Source organism: Comamonas sp. (genome assembly GCF_036666375.1).
Lineage (GTDB): Bacteria > Pseudomonadota > Gammaproteobacteria > Burkholderiales > Burkholderiaceae_C > Comamonas.
In genome coordinates, this window is sequence record NZ_JAVWWA010000005.1 from 50171 (window position 1) to 66810 (window position 16640).

Genomic DNA, 16640 nt, shown 5'->3' on the forward strand with positions numbered 1-16640 from the left:
GGCAATCTGCGCGCCCGGTCCGCCGTGTTGCCGGCCCTCCGGGGCGCTGGCGAACTTCCTGCGTTTCATGCTGTCTTCCTGCCATCTGTATGCCGATCTGCGTGCACCAGGCGCCGCTGGGCGCACCGGGAGAGGCGCGCCTTGAATCCGCGCGCGCCCGAAGATGCCGCAGAGGACGACCCGCTGCGCTCCCTGCTGGCGCGCACCTATGCGCGCTGGCGCCAGCCGCTGCAGCGCCTGCTGGGGCGGCGCCTGCACCGCAAGGAGGACGCCGAAGATGCGCTGCAGGATGTCTTTGCACGCTATGCGGCGGCCGGCAAGGCGCTGCCCGCGGACCAGCAGGAGGCCTACCTGCGCGTCGTGGCGCGCAATGTCGCGAATGACGCCTGGCAGAGATCCACACGGCGCGAACAGGTCGAAGCGGTATCGCTGGACGAACACGCGGACCTGGCCGCACAGGTCGCGGCCGACGCGGCAGCGGATCCGCTGCGCCGTCTCGATCAGCGCCAGCGCCTGCAGCGTCTCGAGCAGGCGCTGGCCGAGCTGCCCGAGCGCCGGCGCGAGGCCTTCGTGCTGCACAGCATCGACGGCCTGACACAGACCGAAGTCGCGCAGCGCATGGGCATCTCGCGCCGCATGGTCCACAATCATGTGACCCTGGCCCTGGCGTATTGCCAGTTGCGCGTGCAGTACCGCAGCCCCGAAGAAATGAAGATCGCCCAGGCACTGATGGCGCGGGCCGCGCTGCCCGAAAACGATCCCTCCAGCGAAGCGGCCGACGCCGATGACCGCCCATGACACTGACCCCTGAACTGGCGCTGCGCCACCAGCGGGCCGCGGACTTCTTCGTGCGGCGCGGCGCTGCGGGCTGGACCGGGGCCGACGAGCGCGAACTCGATGCCTGGCTGGCCGATGCCAGCAACCGCGCCATCTACGACGGCCTGGCCGTGACCGCGCTGGATCTGCAACAGGTCCGGCGCCCGCGGCTGGCGTCCGATGCCGCGCCTGCCGCGGGCCGACGCCCGGCCGCGCCTGCAGCCGCGCAGGGCCGCCCGGCCCAGGTGACAGCCCGCCGCTGGCGCAAGGCCTGGGCGCCGGCCCTGCTCAGCGCGCTGCTGCTCGTGGGTGGCGGCTGGTACTGGTGGGACCACCACCCCAGCTACACCCTCGACGTGGCGACCGGGCCGGGCGAAATGCGCGCCGTCGCCCTGCCCGACGGCACGCGCGTCACGCTCAACTTCGACAGCCGCCTGAAGGTGCGCTACTACCCGCGCCGGCGCAATGCCGAGCTCGCGGGCGGCGAAGCATTCTTCCAGGTCGCGCCCGATGCGCAGCAGCCGTTCAGCGTCGACAGCGGCACCAGCCAGGTGCGCGTCGTGGGCACGGCGTTCAACCTGCGTTCCGGGCCGCCGCAATTCGTCGTCAAGGTGCTCGAAGGCCGGGTCGAGGTGCGCCCCGATCGCCGCCGCGCCGACGCGCCCGTGCTGCTGCTGGGCGCGGGGGCGGGCGTGAGCGTCGATGCGGCTTCGGGCCGGCACACCGCCGTGCCGGTCGCGGCAGACTCCGTGGGCGACTGGCGCCATGGCCAGTTGGTGTTCGCGCAGACGCCGCTGGCCGAAGTCGCCGCGGAACTGGCACGCTACCTGGGCAGGCCGGTGCGCGTGGAGGGCGCAAAACTCGCCGCTCTGCCGGTCTCGGGCCTGGCCATCACCGAGGCGCCCGCGGGTTTTCTGCGCTCGCTGCCCATGCTGCTGCCGGTGCGCGTGCAGGACCTGGGCGTTGACGGCTGGCGCATCAGCGCGCGTTGACGCGCCAGGCCGCGAAAAAATTTCGCGCACCACGTTCCCACTTTGCGCGCGCCCGCCGTTTATCTCTGCAAGGGCCTGAATTTTTCGCGCCCTCCGGTTGCCAGCCAGTACCTGCCTGCGTGCAGATCAGCCACAGCCTGAAAAACCAACGCAGATCCGCAGGACAGCAAATGAAAACAAGACAGTTGAGGGGCGCCTTCGCGGGCGCGGCATTGCAGCGCAACATCCGGGCCTGGCAGCCCGCGGGCACGGCGCTAGTCGTCGCCGCCGCGCTGGCACTGATGGCGGCGCCCGCGCAGGCGCAGCAGGCGCTGGCATTCGACATTCCCGCCCAACCGCTGGCGGGCGCCTTGCGCGCGTTCTCGCAGCAGGCCAGGCATCAGGTGCTGTTCGACCAGCAGGTCGTGGCCGGCCGTTCGGCGCCTGCCGTGCAGGGCCGCCAGACGCCGCGCCAGGCGCTCGATCGCCTGCTCGCGGGAACCGACGTGCAAGTCATCGATTCGGAACCCGGAGCGTTCACGCTCAGGGCCGTTCCCAAGGAGCCATCGGCGTCGGCCGAGCATGCGCTGGCCGTGGTGTCGGTCTCGGGCAAGGCCCCGGGCTCGACCACCGAGGGCACGGGCTCGTACACCACCTTTTCGACCAGCAGCTCGACGCGGCTGAACCTCACGCCGCAGGAGACGCCGCAGTCGGTCACGGTGATCACGCGCCAGCGCATGGACGACCAGCGGCTCTACAGCCTCGGCGATGTGCTGGAATCCGCCGTGGGCATCACGATGAAGCCCTTCAGCCTGGGCTCGGACAGCCCGCAGATGTGGGCCCGTGGCTCGAGCATCACCAACTTCCAGGTCGACGGCGTGCCCACCGCCGCGGCGATGAGCAACTACCTGCAGAGCACGGCGATCTACGACCGCGTGGAAGTCGTCAAGGGCGCCACCGGCATCATGAGCGGCGTGGGCACGCCCGCCGCCACGATCAACATGATCCGCAAGCGGCCGACCAAGGAAGCGCAGACCCAGATCAGCGCCGATGCCGGTTCCTGGTCGCGCCGTGGCGCCGGCGTGGATATCTCGCGCCCGCTCAACGAAGACGCTTCGGTGCGCGCGCGTCTGGTGGCCGACTACAAGCGCGACGGCGCCTGGGTGGACAACTACCAGCAGGACTACGCCACGCTGTACGGCATCGCCGAGGTCGATCTGGGCCCGCGCACGCTGCTGACCGCGGGCTTGAGCCACATCACGCGCAACACCAACTCCCCCATACGCGCGTTCTGGGAGGTCTACACCAACGGCCAGCCCACGGGCGCGTCGCTGGCGAACGGCGCGTCGCCGGACTGGGCCTTTTACGATCACAAGGTCGACAACGTCTTTGGCTCGGTCGAGCACCGATTCGATTCGGGCTGGAGCGCCAAGGCCGAGCTGACCCATGGCCGCTACAGCTATGAGTCGTTCATGGCTTCGCCCGTCAATGCGGTGAATCAGGCGACCGGCCTGGGCGGCAGCACGCAGATGATCCACTGGGCCAGCGCCGTCGAGCAGACCAGCCTGGATGCCTATGCCACGGGCCCGTTCACGCTGTTCGGGCGGCGCCATGAGCTGATCGGCGGCGTCACGCTGTCGCGCCTCGAGCAGGAAAGTCCGGGCTATGCGTCGCCGCGCCAGGCCATCAACGACATCTTCAACTGGACCAACGAGGTCGCCAAACCTACATCCGCCTCGACCGGTCGCTCCACGTCTCAGGAACACCAGTACAGCGCCTACCTCAATTCGCGGCTGCAACTGAGCGATGCCACCAGCCTGCTGCTGGGCAGCCGCTTCACCAACTGGAAGCAGGAACGTGACTCGCTGAGCTACGCCAGCGGCAATGTGACTGCGGTGCGCCTGCGCGAAGACGGCATCTTCGTTCCCTATGTGGGCCTGGTGCATGCGCTCAACGACACCTATTCGCTCTACTCCAGCTACACCAAGATCTTCAATCCCCAGCCCGACTATGTGATCGACCTCAACGGCGACCGGCTGGCGCCCGAAGAGGGCATCAGCTACGAAGTCGGCCTCAAGGGCAGCTTCTACGAGGGCGCGCTGAACTCCAGCCTGTCGCTGTTCCGCACCCAGCAGGACACGTTCCCGGTGTGGGACGCGGCAACGCGCACCTATACCGCGATAGACGACACCATCACGCAGGGCGTGGAAGTCGAACTGGCCGGCGAGATCGCTCGCGGCTGGCAGATGGCCACCGGCTACACCTACAGCAAGACGCGCGACAAGGACGGCCAGCGGCTGATGACGCGCATTCCGCTGCACACCTTCAAGCTGTCCACGACCTACCGCCTGCCCGGCGACTGGAACCGGCTGACGCTGGGCGGCGGCGTGCATTGGGAAAGCAAGACCGGCGACCCGCTGGCCACCTATACCCAGCAAGGCTATGCGCTGCTCAATCTGATGGCGCGCTATGAGGTCAGCAAGCAGCTGTCGGTGGCGGCGCATCTCAACAACGCCTTCGACAAGCGCTACCTCTCGGGCGTGTCGGATACGCGCGGGCTTTATGGCCCGCCGCGCAACTTCATGGTGTCGATGAAATACCGCTTCTGACCGGCCCGGGCGAAGAGCGTTTCCAGTAAGCGTTTTTTGTGGAGGTGAGTGCAGCGCTCTGAGATGGAGCACAGGCCGTCCATCCTTCGACAGGCTCAGGACGAACGGTTTTCATGTGGTGCGCTGCCCACCCCCACCGTTCGCCCTGAGCCTGTCGAAGGGCGTTTCAGGGCGTAATGGTCAGGACAAAACCGCTCTAGCCGACAGGGCGGCGCATGACCGGCGCATGCCGCTCCAGCAGCGCCGTGACCCAGGTGATGAACGCGCGCAGCTTGGCGCTCACATGGCGCTGCGGCGCATAGGCCAGATAGAGCGGCATGGGCGCCATCTGCCAGTCCTCGAACAGCGGCACGAGTTCGCCGCTGTCCCTGTGGGCCCTGGCCATGTATTCGGGTAGCCACAGCACGCCCATGCCGGCCACGCCGGCGGCGATATAGGCGTTGCCGTCGTCCACCGACAATGCGTGGCGCCCGCGCACTTCAAGGCGTTCGTCGCCGCGCTGCATGGCATAGGACGCGGCCCTGCCGTGGCGCGCCCAGTGAAAGCCGACGATGCGCTGGTGCGTGCCTTCGAGCTCGCGCGGGTGGGCGGGCACGCCGGCCAGCGCGAGATAGCGCGGCGCGGCGTAGACGCCCAGCGGCAGGTCGGCGACATGGCGCTGGATCAGCGACTGGTCGGTGAGCGCGCCGCCGCGCAGCACGCAGTCGACGTTCTCGCCAATGATGTCGACCATGCGGTCGCTGACGCCCAGGTCGAGCTGGATCTCGGGGTGGCGCGCATGGAAGTCGGGCAGGGCCGGCACCAGGATCAGCCGCGCCAGCGGGCTGGGCACATCGACGCGCAGCCGGCCGCGCGGCGATTGCGCGCCGCCCGACAGGCTGGTCTCGGCGTCGTCGACATCGGCCAGCACGCGCCGCACGCGCTCGTAATACGCGGCGCCGTCGGCCGTGACGTTGACCTTGCGCGTGGTGCGATGCAGCAGCTTCACGCGCAGCCGGGCTTCAAGCTGCTGCACCAGCTGCGTGACGCTGGTCTTGCTCATGTGCAGCGTCATTGCGGCCTTGGTGAAACTGCCGGTTTCCACCACCCGGGCAAACGCCTGCATGGCGTCAAAGCGGTCCATTCGTACTCCAGATTCCGTGATGATTGTTTGGATTTTACAAACAGTGATGCACAGACTTGCTGGTTTATCGACGCGGACGCGGCCCCTAAAGTGGGCGCATATCCACTGAAGAAAGAACCCCATGACGCAACGCGATGTGGTCTTCCCGCCGGGCCGCCAGGCGCTCTATGAACGCAACCGCTATTCGCCCGCGGTGCGCGCCAACGGCATGCTGTTCGTCTCGGGCCAGGTCGGCAGCCGCGAGGACGGCTCGCCCGAACCCGGACTCGAGGCCCAGGTGCGGCGCGCGTTTGCCAACCTCAATGCGGTGCTGGGCGCGGCCGGCTGCACGTTTGACGATGTGGTCGATGTCACGGTGTTCGTCGTCGACCCCGAAGCCCATTTCGAGACCATCTGGAAGATCGTTCCCGAGTTCTGGGGCCAGGCGCCTCACCCCACGCTCACCGGCGTGGGCGTGACCTGGCTCTACGGCTTCCAGTTCGAGATCAAGGTGATCGCCAAGCTGCCCGAGGCCGCGGCGGTCTAGCTGGCGCGGCCCGCATGCAGCGCCAGCCCCGGCGTCGCCAGCGTGGCGCGCAGGATGCGGCCGTGCGTGGAATCGGTCACATAAAGCGTGCGCCGGTCCGCGCCGCCGAACGCCAGATTGGTGGTTGAACTGCCGGCCACCCCGCGCAGCACTTCGACCGGTTCGGCGCGTGAGTTGAGTACCCAGACATAGCCCAGGCCGGGGTTGGCGATCAGCAGCTTGCCTTCGGCATCGACGGCCAGGCCATCGGGGCCGCTGGGACCGTACGAGGTGAAGAACTGGCTGACCTTGGCGACGCTGCCGTCGGGCAGCAGCGGCACGCGCCAGACGCAGTTGCCGCGCGTCACCGCGAGGTACAGCACGCGGCCGTCGGGCGACAGCGCGACGCCGTTGGGGCTGGGCACATTGTTCAGCAGCAGATCGAGCTGGCCGTTCGGGCGCAGCCGGTAGAGCCGGCCGCTGGGGTCGTGCAGACCGCTCTGGCCCTGGTCGGTGAAATACAGATTTCCTTCGGCGTCGAAGACCAGGTCGTTGACGCCCTTGAAGCGCTCGCTGTTGCGGCGCTCGAGAAAGGGCGTGACCTCGCCGCTGGCGACATCGAGGCGCATCAGCCCGTTCTTGTAGTCGGTGATCAGCAGCGTATCGGCATCGAGGAACTTCATGCCGTTGGGTTCGCCGTCGTACTCGGCCACCAGGCTCCATTCGCCTTGCGCGTCTATGCGCAAGATACGGCCCCAGGGAATGTCGCTCACATAGAGGTTGCCGGCGGCGTCGAACACCGGGCCTTCGAGAAACGAATCGGTGACCGCGCCGCCGCGGTTGGCGTCGGCCCAGGCGCTGCGCTCGCGCCGGCGGAAGGACTCCGGCATGGCCGTGAACGTCTCCAGTTCTCGGACCTGGGGGGATTGCAGCAGGAACATGAGATGCACTTTCTTGGCAAGTAAGGGTCAGGCGGCATCGAAGCCATAGAGCCGCGCGGGGTTGTCCACAAGGATACGGTCCATGGCGGCATCGGAGCCGGTCCAATGCTGGAGCAGATCGACGAGATCGGCGTCGTTGACCGTGCCCGGGACTTCGGTGGTGTGTGGCCAGTCGCTGCCCCAGACCAGGCGTTCGGGCGCGGCCTGGACCAGCGCGCGGCCCAGCGGCAGCGTGTCGGCATAGGTCGGGCCGTGCACGGCCGAACGCATGTACGCGCCCGAGAGCTTGACCCAGGTGTGGCCGCCGTCGAGCAGTGCGCGCAGCACGCGATAGGCCGGCGCCGACGCCCCCTCGGCCGGGTCGATGCGTCCCATGTGGTCTATCACCAGCGGCACGGGCAAGGCCTGCAGCACGGGCGCAAGCGCGACGATCTGGTCGGGGTGGGCGAACAGCTGGAGATGCCAGGCCGATCCCGCGAGCTTGTGCGCCAGCGTGACCAGCATCTGCTGCGTGGTCGTGCCCCAGGACTGGGGCGAGACGAAGTTCACGCGCAGGCCGCGCACGCGCTGGGCGTCGAGGCTGGCCAGTTGCGCGTCGCTCACGTCCTGGTCCACCACGGCCACGCCGCGCGCGCCGTCGCCGAGTTCGCGCAGCGCGTCCAGCGTGCAGGCGTTGTCGGTGCCGTAGGTCGACGGCGTGACCACCACGGTACGTGACGTGCCCAGCCGCTGCTGCAGCTGGCGATAGTCATCGACGCGCGCCACGGGCGGCGTGCGCTTCCAGTGCGCCGAAGGCGCGAACGCGGGCGCGAAGATATGCATGTGGGCATCGCAGGCCTGCGCGGGCAGCGGGCGCGCGGGGCGGTTGATGCCCGCCGAATGCGGCACGGGTTGGAGCAACTCGGGCAAGGCCATTTTCAGTCCTGCTTGATGTCGCCCTTGCGCACGACTTCGCCCCACTTGGCATCTTCCTTGCCGAGGAAGGTGGCGAACTCCGCCGGGGTGGAACCCACGGGCTTCGCGCCCAGCTCGTCGAGACGCTGCTTGACCACGTCTTCCTTGAGCACTTCGACCAGCGTCTGCTGCAGCTTGCCGGCGATGGCCGCGGGCGTGCCCGCAGGCAGGAACATGCCGTTCCATTCGTAGACTTCATAGCCGGGAATCACGGTTTCAGCCACTGTGGGGACATCGGGCAGGCGCTTGCTGCGCTCGGGCGACGAGACCGCGAGCGCGCGCAGCTTGCCACCTGTCACCAGTGACTGCGACGCGGCAACGGTGCTGAACATGAAGTCGACCTGGCCGCCGATCACGTCGGCAATTGCCGGGCCGCCGCTCTTGTAGGGCACATGCACCATGTCGAGCTTGAGCTGCTGGCGGAAAAGTTCCGACGCCAGACGCTGCACCGTGCCGCTGCCGCCCGATGCGAAGTTGATCTTGCCCGGCTGGGCCTTGGCCTTGGCAATCAGATCGCCCACGTTCTTGAACGGCGAGTTGGCGGGCACGATCATCACGTTGGGCGCGAGCAGCACCAGCGACAGCGGCTGCAGCGCATTCGCGGCATAAGGCATCTTGGGGAAAAGATGCGGATTGATCGAATAGGGGGTCGCGTCGTAGAGCATGGTGTAGCCGTCGGCCTGCACCTTGGCCACGTAGCTTGCGCCAATCGTGCCGCTCGCGCCCGCGCGGTTCTCGACGATCACGCTGGTGCCCAGCTTGGTTCCCATGTGCGATGCCAGCAGGCGCGCGACCGCGTCGGCCGCGCCGCCGGGTGCATAAGGCACGACGATGGTGATGGGACGGTCGGGAAAGGCCGCGTGCACGGTGGCGGCGGCGAGGGCGCAGGCGGCGATCAGGGTCTTGGCGAAAGCATGCATGTTTTTTGTCTCCGGATAGGGGCGGGATGCGCGATGTCAGTTGGTCTGCAGGTTCAGATCCCTGGCGATCTGCGAATAGGTCGTGACTTCGCGGCTGACCTGCGTGGCGAAAGTCGTGCCGCAGGTCGATGCGGCGTCCAGGCCGAGATTGCGCAGCTTCTGCACCGCGGCTTCGCTACTGGCGAATTCAGTGGCCACGCGTTCGAGCGTCTGCGCCACCGGCGCGGGAATGCCGGCCGGCGCCAGCACGCCATACCAGGCGTCGGCCGAATAATTGCCGCCGCCGGCTTCGGCAAATGTCGGCACATCGGGCAGCAGCGTGGAGCGCTGGGGCGAAGCCACGGCCAGCGCCGACAGCTTGTCGCTGCGGATCTGCGGCAGCACCGAGCCCAGCGTCGCGAACGAGCTGTCGATCTGCCCGCCCATCAGGTCGGTGATCACGGGCGCCGCGCCCTTGTAGGGCACATGGTTGAGGTCTATGCGCTGGGCGCGCGCGAAGATTTCGGTCGCGAAATGGCCCGAGCTGCCCGCGCCCGCGGTGCCGGCCGTGAGGCGGCCCGGTTCCTTCTTCGCCTTGTCGATGTACTGGCCCAGCGTCTTGATCGGCAGCGACTTGCCCACGACCAGCACCGTGGGGCTGGTGGCGACGGTGCAGATGGGGCGGAACGAGCGCTGGGCGTCGAACTTCACCTGGCTGCTGTAGAGCGCGGGAATCATCGAATGGTTGGTTGCGGCAAACAGCAGCGTATAGCCGTCGGCGGGCGCGCTGGCGACGGCCTGGGCCGCGAGAATGGTGTTGGCGCCGGGCTTGTTTTCGACCAGGAATGGCTGACCCAGCGCGCGGCTGGCGTGGTCGGCGAAGGCGCGTGCAACGACATCCGTGGGGCCGCCGGCGGCAAAGCCCACGACCAGCTTGACGGGCTTGGCGGGAAAGGCCTGGGCCTGGGCGACCGCGGGCAGGCCCAGCGCGGCCAGCGCCGCGATGCTGAGCGCCTTGAAGGCCTGGGTCTTGTATTGCTTGAACATTTCTTGTCTCCTGGTTTCAACCGACGGCGCCGCGGGCCCGTCACACGCCCGCGGCGATGGAGGCGGCGTCAGTGCGCGGCCGCGCTGGCGCGCGCCAGCACCTGCAGCAGGTTCTTCGCCGCGCCCACGCCCATGTTGACGTAGGCATCGCTGGTCACGCCGCCGATGTGCGGGCTCAGCACGAAGTTCGGCTCATGCTGGAACGGATGGCCCGCGGTCATGGGCTCCACCGCAAAGCTGTCCAGGCCCGCGGCCAGCACCTGGCCCGAGCGCACGCTTTCCAGCAGCGCGGCTTCATCGATCAGGCCGCCGCGCGCCGTGTTGACCACGATCACGCCGCGCTTGCATTGCGCCAGCGTGGCGGCGTTGAGCAGGCCGCGGTTGTCGTCGGTGAGCGGGCAGTGCAGCGAGATCGCGTCGGCTTCGCGCCAGATGGTTTCGAGGTCCACGCTCTGCACGTAGTCGGGCAGGTTCCTGGCAAACGGGTCGAAACCGAGCACGCGCATTCCCAGCGCATCGGCCATGCGCGCAAAGCGCAGGCCGATCGCGCCCAGGCCGACCAAGCCAATGGTGCGGCCGCCCAGTTCCAGGCTCTTGTGCGTGGCCTTGTCCCAGTGGCCGCCATGCATGCGCGCATTGAGTTCGACCACCGACTTGGCGCAGGCCAGCAGCAGCGCCAGCGCCTGCTCGGCGACGGCCGCGGCGTTGGCGCCGACGGCGGCGACGACTTCGATGCCGCGCGCCTGGGCCGCGACCTTGTCTATGGTGTCCGTGCCGCTGCCGTGCTTGGAGATCACCTTGAGCGCAGGCGCGGCGTCCATCACGGCCGCGCCGATCTTGCCGTAGCGCACGATGATGGCCACGGGGTCATGCGCGCGGCACAGCGCGACCAGGCTTTCCTCGGTGGGCGTCTTGCCCGCATAGACGAGCTCGTGGCCGGCCAGCAGTGCCTGCGCCTGCGGTGCGAGATCGGCACCGGTGATGAGGATGGTGCTCACAGCGACTCTCCGTCCTTGAGCACGCCGGCGGCGCGCAGCGCGGCGGGCAGCCACTTGGAGGCGGTGTCGCCGCGCGCGATGGCCTCGATGCGCGCGGCTTCGTCGGCCACCTTCTTGTCGGCCAGGGCCAGCATGGCCGGCGCCTTGGCGCGCTCGATCACGACCACGCCGTCGGCGTCGCCCACGACCAGGTCACCGGGGTGGACGCTGGCGCCGCCGGCGGAGATGGGGTGATTGATGCGGCCGGGCACGTACTTGGTCGGGCCAGCCGGGTTGAAGCCCGCGCTGAACACCGGGAAGTCGAGGTCGAGGATTTCCAGCTTGTCGCGGATCGCGGCGTCGACGATCACGCCGGCCAGGCCCAGCTTCTTGCAGGCGCTGAGCATCAGCGTGCCCATCAGCGCGGCCGTGAGGTCGCCCTTGCCGTCGATGACCAGCACGTCGCCGGGCTGGGCCAGCGCGATCGCGGCGTGGATCATCAGGTTGTCGCCGGGGCGCACTTCGACGGTGAACGCCGGGCCCGCGACTTTCATGTCCTGGTGCACGGGCGCGACGCGGCCGTGCATGGTGCCGCGGCGGCCGGCGACATCGGCCAGGATCGCGGCCTGGAAGCTCGCGGCTTTTTGCACGACGTCGGCGCCCACGCGTTCGATGTCACGGATGATTTCTGGAAGTTGGTTCATGCTGCGGTCCGTTGGAAAGGAAGAGATGCGGGAAGCGCCAGGCAGGTTTTGCGGACGTGGCTATCCCTTGGGCGGGCGCGCCGGGTGGCACGCGTCGCCTGGGTCGGTGGTCAATCAGGGGGGGGCGGGAAACGGCGCCCTGGCCGTTGCCGCGGCAGCGCCCGGAACCGGGCGCTGGGGTATCAGTCCAGGCCCGCGCCCGAGTCCTTGACGATCTTGGCCCAGCGCGGGATTTCCGTCTTGAGCAGCTGCTGGAAGGTCTCGACCGAGCCGCCCAGCACATCGCCGCCCTCGAAGCGCAGGCGCTCGGCGGTATCGGCCTGGGCCAGCGCCTGGTTGATCGCCTTGTTGAGCTGCTGCACGATGGCCGGCGGCGTGCCTGCGGGCGCGAGCACGCCGAACCAGGTGATGGCCTCGAAGTCCTTGTAGCCCGACTCGGCCAGCGTGGGCGTCTGGGCCAGCTGTGTCGAACGCTTCTTGGAGGTGACCGCGACGGCGTGCATCTTGCCGTTGCGCACCTGGCCGATCAGCGTGGGAATCGCCGACATGTAGAGATCGATGTTGCCGCTGACCACATCGGTCAGCGCCTGGGCCGCGCCCTTGTAGGGCACATGGCGCAGCTTGATGCCGGCCGCATCCTGGGCCAGCTCGCCCGCGAGGTGGGCCACGGTGCCGTTGCCCGAGTAGCCCAGCGTGATGCCGTCGGGCTTGGCCTTGGCCGCGGCGACGACATCGGCAATGGTCTTGTAGGGCGAGGTGGCGGCCGTGACCATCACGATGGGCGAGGACGAGACCAGCGCCACGGGCGTCAGGTCCTTGAGCGGGTTGTAGGGCAGCTTGGCGTAGAGCGCGGGGTTGATCGCGAGGTTGCTGGTCTGGCCCATGACCAGCGTATAGCCATCGGGCGCGGCCTTGGCCGCGGCATCGACGCCCAGGTTGCCGCCCGCGCCGGGACGGTTGTCGATCACCACCGTCCACTTGTTCATGTCGGTGAGCTTTTGCGCGACGGTGCGCGCGATCATGTCCGTGCCGCCGCCCGGAGGGAAGGGCACGATCAGGCGGATGGGCTTGCTGGGGTAGGCGGCTTGCGCCTGCGCGCTGGCGAAAGGCACGGCGGCGGCGGCCAGGCCCAGGGTGGCGGCGCAAAGAGGCGCGAACAGCGCGCGAAGGCGAGGTGTCGATGTCATGTCTTGTCTCCGTTGATTTATTTATCCGGCTAGCGCAGCGGTGCCGCGGTAGTTGGACGCAGTTTAAAAAAACGTTTCAAGGCATACAATGGTGTTTCGTACAATGAAACGCATTGCACCATGAAGCCTGATTCCAACCCTCTGAAAGCGCCTGCCGTGCGCCAGCCGCGCGCCACCGCGCCGGCCCCGCAAACTCCGCCGGAAATGGCTGCGGCGGTGGAAGATCCCGCGGCTTCGAACGGTTTCGTCACCGCGGTCTCGCGCGCGCTGCAGCTGCTCGAGGCCTATGCGCTGGGCGAGTCCAATCTGTCGCTGGCCGAACTCAGTCGCCGCTGCAACCTGCACAAGACCACGGTGCTGCGGCTGGCGCGCACGCTGGCCCACCATGGCTACATGGTGCAGCGCGAAGACGGCGACTGGCGCCTGGGCCCGGCCGCGGGCTGGCTGGGCGCGCGCTACAAGGCCGGCTTCGACGTGCAGAACGTGCTTGAACCCGCGTTGCGCGCGCTGACGCTGGCCTGCGGCGAAAGCACGGCGTTCTATGTGCGCGAAGGCAATGCGCGCATCTGCATCATGCGGGTCGAAGGCCCGCAAGCGCTGCGCCACCATGTGCGCATGGGCGAGGAGCTGCCGCTCGACAAGGGCTCGCCGGGGCGCGTGATCCTGGCGTTCTCGGGCGAGCCCGGCCAGCCCTACGAGCAGATCCGCGAGCGCGGCTTCCACCATTCCATAGGCGAGCGCGAGCAGGGCGTGGCGACGGTCTCGGCGCCGGTGTTCGGCATGCACTGGCGGCTGTTCGGCTCGGTCTGCATCTCCGGGCCCGCGTCGCGCCTGCCCGAGTCCAAGCTTGAAACCATGGCGCAGATGCTGCTCAAGACCGCGAACCAGCTGTCGTATGCGCTTGCGGGCACGACGGGCACCTCGGCGGTGCGCACTTCGCACTGGCACCCGTGAGCGGGTGGCCGCGCCGCGGGCCTGGGCGGCCCCGCGCGGCCTTGCCGTCCATTTTGGTGCATCCCCGCCATGGCGCGGCGCCCGGTTTCTGCACCAATACGGTGCGACCACCTGGTCTGGCTGCGCCGCGTGCCGGCCCATGCACCGTGGCGACGTAGATCAAGCCCGGTTGGCACAGTTCATGCTTTTCACCGTTTGTCGAAAATTTTTACAACTGGAGAGCCTCATGTCCCGTGCTTGGATGAAGACCGTCGGTGTTGCTTTTGTCGCCGCTCTGCCCATGTTGGCCAGCGCCCAGCTGACCGCCAATGTCAGCCTGACCAGCAATTACAAGTTCCGTGGGCAGGACCAGGATGCCAGCCGCACCAAGGCGGTCAAGCCTGCGCTGCAAGGCGGCTTCGACTACAGCTTCGGCGAGTCCGGCTGGTACGTGGGCAACTGGAACTCCAGCGTCGACTGGGTGCCGGGCAACTCGCTTGAAAGCGACTTCTACGGCGGCTACAAGTTCGAAGCCGGCGGCGTGGCCTGGGATCTGGGTGCGTTGAGCTACGTGTACTCGGGCGGCAGCGTCGCCAACACGACCGAGCTGTACGCGGGCGCCGGCTTCGGCCCGCTGACCGCCAAGTATTCGCACACCGTGTCGAAGAAGTACTTCGGCTTCGAAGGCGGGCGCAACACCGGCTACTTCAACCTGGCGTTTGCCCAGGAAGTCGCTCCCAAGGTGACGTTCAAGGCGGCCGTGGGTTACACCCGCTTCGCCAGCGACGTCCAGGGCGTGCCCAACTATGTCGACTACAGCGTGGGCGCGGCCTACGACTTCGGCGACGGCCTGTCGCTCGGCGGTGCACTGGTTGGTGCCAACAAGAAAAACTTCTTTGGCGATGTGAACAAGAACCGCTTTATTGTCACACTGACCAAGGCCCTGTAACCGCGAGGGCGCCCGGCGCGCCCTCCCCCCGGAGGAATGAATCATGAAAATGGTGACCGCCATCATCAAACCCTTCAAGCTCGATGAAGTGCGCGAAGCACTTTCCGACATCGGCGTGCAGGGCATTACCGTGACCGAAGTCAAAGGCTTTGGTCGGCAAAAAGGCCATACTGAGCTGTACCGCGGCGCGGAATACGTGGTCGACTTTCTGCCCAAGCTGAAGATCGAAGCCGCGATCGCCGACGACATGGTCGACCGCGCGCTCGAAGCGATTGAAGCCGCAGCCCGCACCGGCAAGATCGGCGACGGCAAGATCTTTGTCTCCCACCTCGAGCAGGTGGTGCGCATCCGTACCGGCGAGACCGGCCAGGAAGCCCTTTAAGGCCTGCGTTCGTACCGATCAGAAAGATTGACATGAAAAAACTGCTTGCTTCCCTTTGCCTGGGCCTGAGCCTGCTGTCGGGCGGTGTCGCCCTGGCGCAGACTCCGGCTGCCGAGGCTCCGGGCGTCGCCACGCCCGCGGTGACCGCCGCTGCCGAACCCGCTGCCGCGGCTCCCGCGCCCGAAGCTGCGGCTGCCCCGGCTGCGGCTGCTGCGCCGGAAGCCGCTGCGGTGGCGGCCCCGGCTGCCGCCGAGGAAACTCCCGTGCTCAACTCCGGCGATACCGCCTGGATGCTGACTTCGACCGTGCTCGTGATCCTGATGATCATCCCCGGCCTGGCGCTGTTCTACGGCGGCCTGGGCCGCTCCAAGAACATGCTGTCGGTGCTGATGCAGGTCTTCGTGATCTTCTCGCTGATCACCGTGCTGTGGGTGGTCTACGGCTACACGCTGGCTTTCGGCGGCGAAGGCAAGTTCTTCGGCGGCTTCGACAAGCTGTTCCTCAAGGGCATCACGGCCGACACGCTGTCGAGCGCGCTCAAGACCATTCCCGAATATGTGTTCGTGTCCTTCCAGGCCACGTTCGCGGCCATCACCGTGGCGCTGATCGTCGGCTCGTTCGCCGAGCGCATCAAGTTCGCCGCCGTGCTGATCTTCGCCGTGCTGTGGTTCACGTTCAGCTACATCCCCATGGCCCACATGGTCTGGGGCGGTGGTCTGCTGGCGGCTGACGGCGCGCTGGACTTCGCTGGCGGCACCGTGGTGCACATCAACGCCGGTATCGCCGGTCTGGTCGGTGCCTACGTTCTGGGCAAGCGCCTGGGCTTCGGCAAGGAATCGATGGCCCCGCACAGCCTGACGCTGAGCATGGTCGGTGCCTCCTTGCTGTGGGTGGGCTGGTTCGGCTTCAACGCCGGCTCGGCAGGCGCCGCCAACGGCATCGCCGGTCTGGCCTTCGTCAACACCATCGTCGCCACCGGCGCCGCCACCCTGTCGTGGCTCGCTGCCGAAGCGCTGCACAAGGGCAAGGCGTCGATGCTGGGTGCGATCTCGGGTGCGGTCGCCGGCCTGGTGGCCATCACTCCCGCCGCTGGTTTCGTCGGTCCCATGGGCGCCATCGTGATGGGCCTGATCGTCGGCCCTCTGTGCGTCTGGGGCGTCGGTGGTCTCAAGCGCATGCTGGGTGCTGACGATGCGTTCGACGTGTTCGGCGTGCACGGTGTCGGCGGCATCGTCGGTGCGATCCTGACCGGCGTGTTCTGCGCAGCCAGCCTGGGCGGCATCGAGCCAGCGAACTACTCCATGGGCCACCAGGTCTGGGTCCAGGTCAAGAGCGTGCTCGTGACCCTGGTCTGGTCCGGTGTCGTGGCCTTCGTGTCCTACAAGGTGGCGGATCTTCTGGTGGGCCTGCGGGTCAGCGAAGAAGAAGAGCGCCAAGGTCTGGACATCAGCTCGCACGGCGAAACCGCCTACGTGCGCTAAAGCCCGGGCTGCGGCCCGGCACAGACGGCCATGTCTGGTGGCATGGCCGTCCTACCTCTCTCATTGCGAATACCAGGTTCTCCTCGGACACTGGAACTTCGGCCCACCCTCCGGTGGGCTTTTTTTTTGCCGCCCGCGCGCCAGCGTGCAACGTTCACAACG

Annotated in this window: 16 protein-coding genes; 8 read left to right on the top strand and 8 right to left on the bottom strand. The window is 67.7% G+C overall.

Annotated features, from left to right (window positions below; translation table 11 throughout):
- Positions 1–141: 141 nt before the first annotated feature.
- The 3 genes from RR928_RS02090 to RR928_RS02100 all read left to right on the top strand — a co-directional run bounded on the left by RR928_RS02090 (position 142) and on the right by RR928_RS02100 (position 4396).
- Entirely contained in the window at positions 142–798 is a 657-nt protein-coding gene (locus RR928_RS02090) for an RNA polymerase sigma factor (protein ID WP_332537793.1), read from the top strand.
- Entirely contained in the window at positions 795–1808 is a 1014-nt protein-coding gene (locus RR928_RS02095) for a FecR family protein (RefSeq protein ID WP_332537794.1), read from the top strand. Before RR928_RS02090 ends, RR928_RS02095 begins: the two co-directional genes overlap by 4 nt.
- A gap of 170 nt (positions 1809–1978) precedes the next feature.
- Complete coding sequence (locus RR928_RS02100) at positions 1979–4396, top strand: TonB-dependent siderophore receptor (protein ID WP_332681351.1); 2418 nt, start codon at positions 1979–1981, stop codon at positions 4394–4396.
- Positions 4397–4592: 196 nt separating this feature from the next.
- Here RR928_RS02100 and RR928_RS02105 read toward each other — a convergent pair whose 3' ends face one another.
- A complete protein-coding gene (locus RR928_RS02105) occupies positions 4593–5519 on the bottom strand; it encodes a LysR family transcriptional regulator (protein ID WP_332681353.1) in 927 nt (308 codons plus the stop codon).
- 121 nt (positions 5520–5640) lie between these two features.
- Here RR928_RS02105 and RR928_RS02110 point away from each other — a divergent pair, with 121 nt between their 5' ends.
- Positions 5641–6045 carry a Rid family hydrolase gene (locus RR928_RS02110; RefSeq protein ID WP_332681355.1) on the top strand — a complete coding sequence of 135 codons (405 nt, stop codon included), beginning with the start codon at positions 5641–5643 and terminating at the stop codon, positions 6043–6045.
- On the opposite strand, the gene RR928_RS02115 is transcribed toward RR928_RS02110, so the two are convergent.
- From RR928_RS02115 to RR928_RS02145, 7 genes are all read right to left on the bottom strand, one after another.
- On the bottom strand, positions 6042–6965 hold the full coding sequence (locus tag RR928_RS02115; RefSeq protein ID WP_332537798.1) for an SMP-30/gluconolactonase/LRE family protein: 924 nt from the start codon (positions 6963–6965) through the stop codon (positions 6042–6044). The two genes, RR928_RS02110 and RR928_RS02115, sit on opposite strands and share 4 nt — an antisense overlap.
- A 27-nt stretch (positions 6966–6992) precedes the next feature.
- Positions 6993–7880, bottom strand: a complete 888-nt coding sequence (locus RR928_RS02120; protein ID WP_332537799.1) for an amidohydrolase family protein — start codon at positions 7878–7880, stop codon at positions 6993–6995.
- Positions 7881–7882: 2 nt separating this feature from the next.
- Positions 7883–8839 carry a tripartite tricarboxylate transporter substrate binding protein gene (locus RR928_RS02125; protein WP_332548167.1) on the bottom strand — a complete coding sequence of 319 codons (957 nt, stop codon included), beginning with the start codon at positions 8837–8839 and terminating at the stop codon, positions 7883–7885.
- Positions 8840–8875: 36 nt separating this feature from the next.
- Positions 8876–9865 carry a Bug family tripartite tricarboxylate transporter substrate binding protein gene (locus RR928_RS02130; protein WP_332548168.1) on the bottom strand — a complete coding sequence of 330 codons (990 nt, stop codon included), beginning with the start codon at positions 9863–9865 and terminating at the stop codon, positions 8876–8878.
- Between the two features lie 68 nt (positions 9866–9933).
- A complete protein-coding gene (locus RR928_RS02135; RefSeq protein WP_332548169.1) occupies positions 9934–10863 on the bottom strand; it encodes an NAD(P)-dependent oxidoreductase in 930 nt (309 codons plus the stop codon).
- Positions 10860–11546, bottom strand: a complete 687-nt coding sequence (locus tag RR928_RS02140; protein ID WP_332537803.1) for an RraA family protein — start codon at positions 11544–11546, stop codon at positions 10860–10862. Before RR928_RS02140 ends, RR928_RS02135 begins: the two co-directional genes overlap by 4 nt.
- A gap of 182 nt (positions 11547–11728) precedes the next feature.
- On the bottom strand, positions 11729–12733 hold the full coding sequence (locus tag RR928_RS02145) for a tripartite tricarboxylate transporter substrate binding protein (RefSeq protein WP_332537804.1): 1005 nt from the start codon (positions 12731–12733) through the stop codon (positions 11729–11731).
- A 204-nt stretch (positions 12734–12937) separates the two neighbouring features.
- On the opposite strand from RR928_RS02145, the gene RR928_RS02150 reads away from it, so the two are divergent.
- From RR928_RS02150 to RR928_RS02165, 4 genes are all read left to right on the top strand, one after another.
- A complete protein-coding gene (locus RR928_RS02150; protein ID WP_332537808.1) occupies positions 12938–13687 on the top strand; it encodes an IclR family transcriptional regulator in 750 nt (249 codons plus the stop codon).
- Positions 13688–13913: 226 nt separating this feature from the next.
- Positions 13914–14615 (top strand): TorF family putative porin, encoded by a 702-nt coding sequence (locus RR928_RS02155; protein ID WP_332537805.1) that lies wholly within the window; start codon positions 13914–13916, stop codon positions 14613–14615.
- Between the two features lie 43 nt (positions 14616–14658).
- Positions 14659–14997: a P-II family nitrogen regulator gene (gene glnK, locus RR928_RS02160; RefSeq protein ID WP_175505503.1), complete on the top strand. Its 339-nt coding sequence runs from the start codon at positions 14659–14661 to the stop codon at positions 14995–14997.
- Between the two features lie 32 nt (positions 14998–15029).
- A complete protein-coding gene (locus RR928_RS02165; RefSeq protein ID WP_332537806.1) occupies positions 15030–16478 on the top strand; it encodes an ammonium transporter in 1449 nt (482 codons plus the stop codon).
- Positions 16479–16640 lie beyond the last annotated feature (162 nt).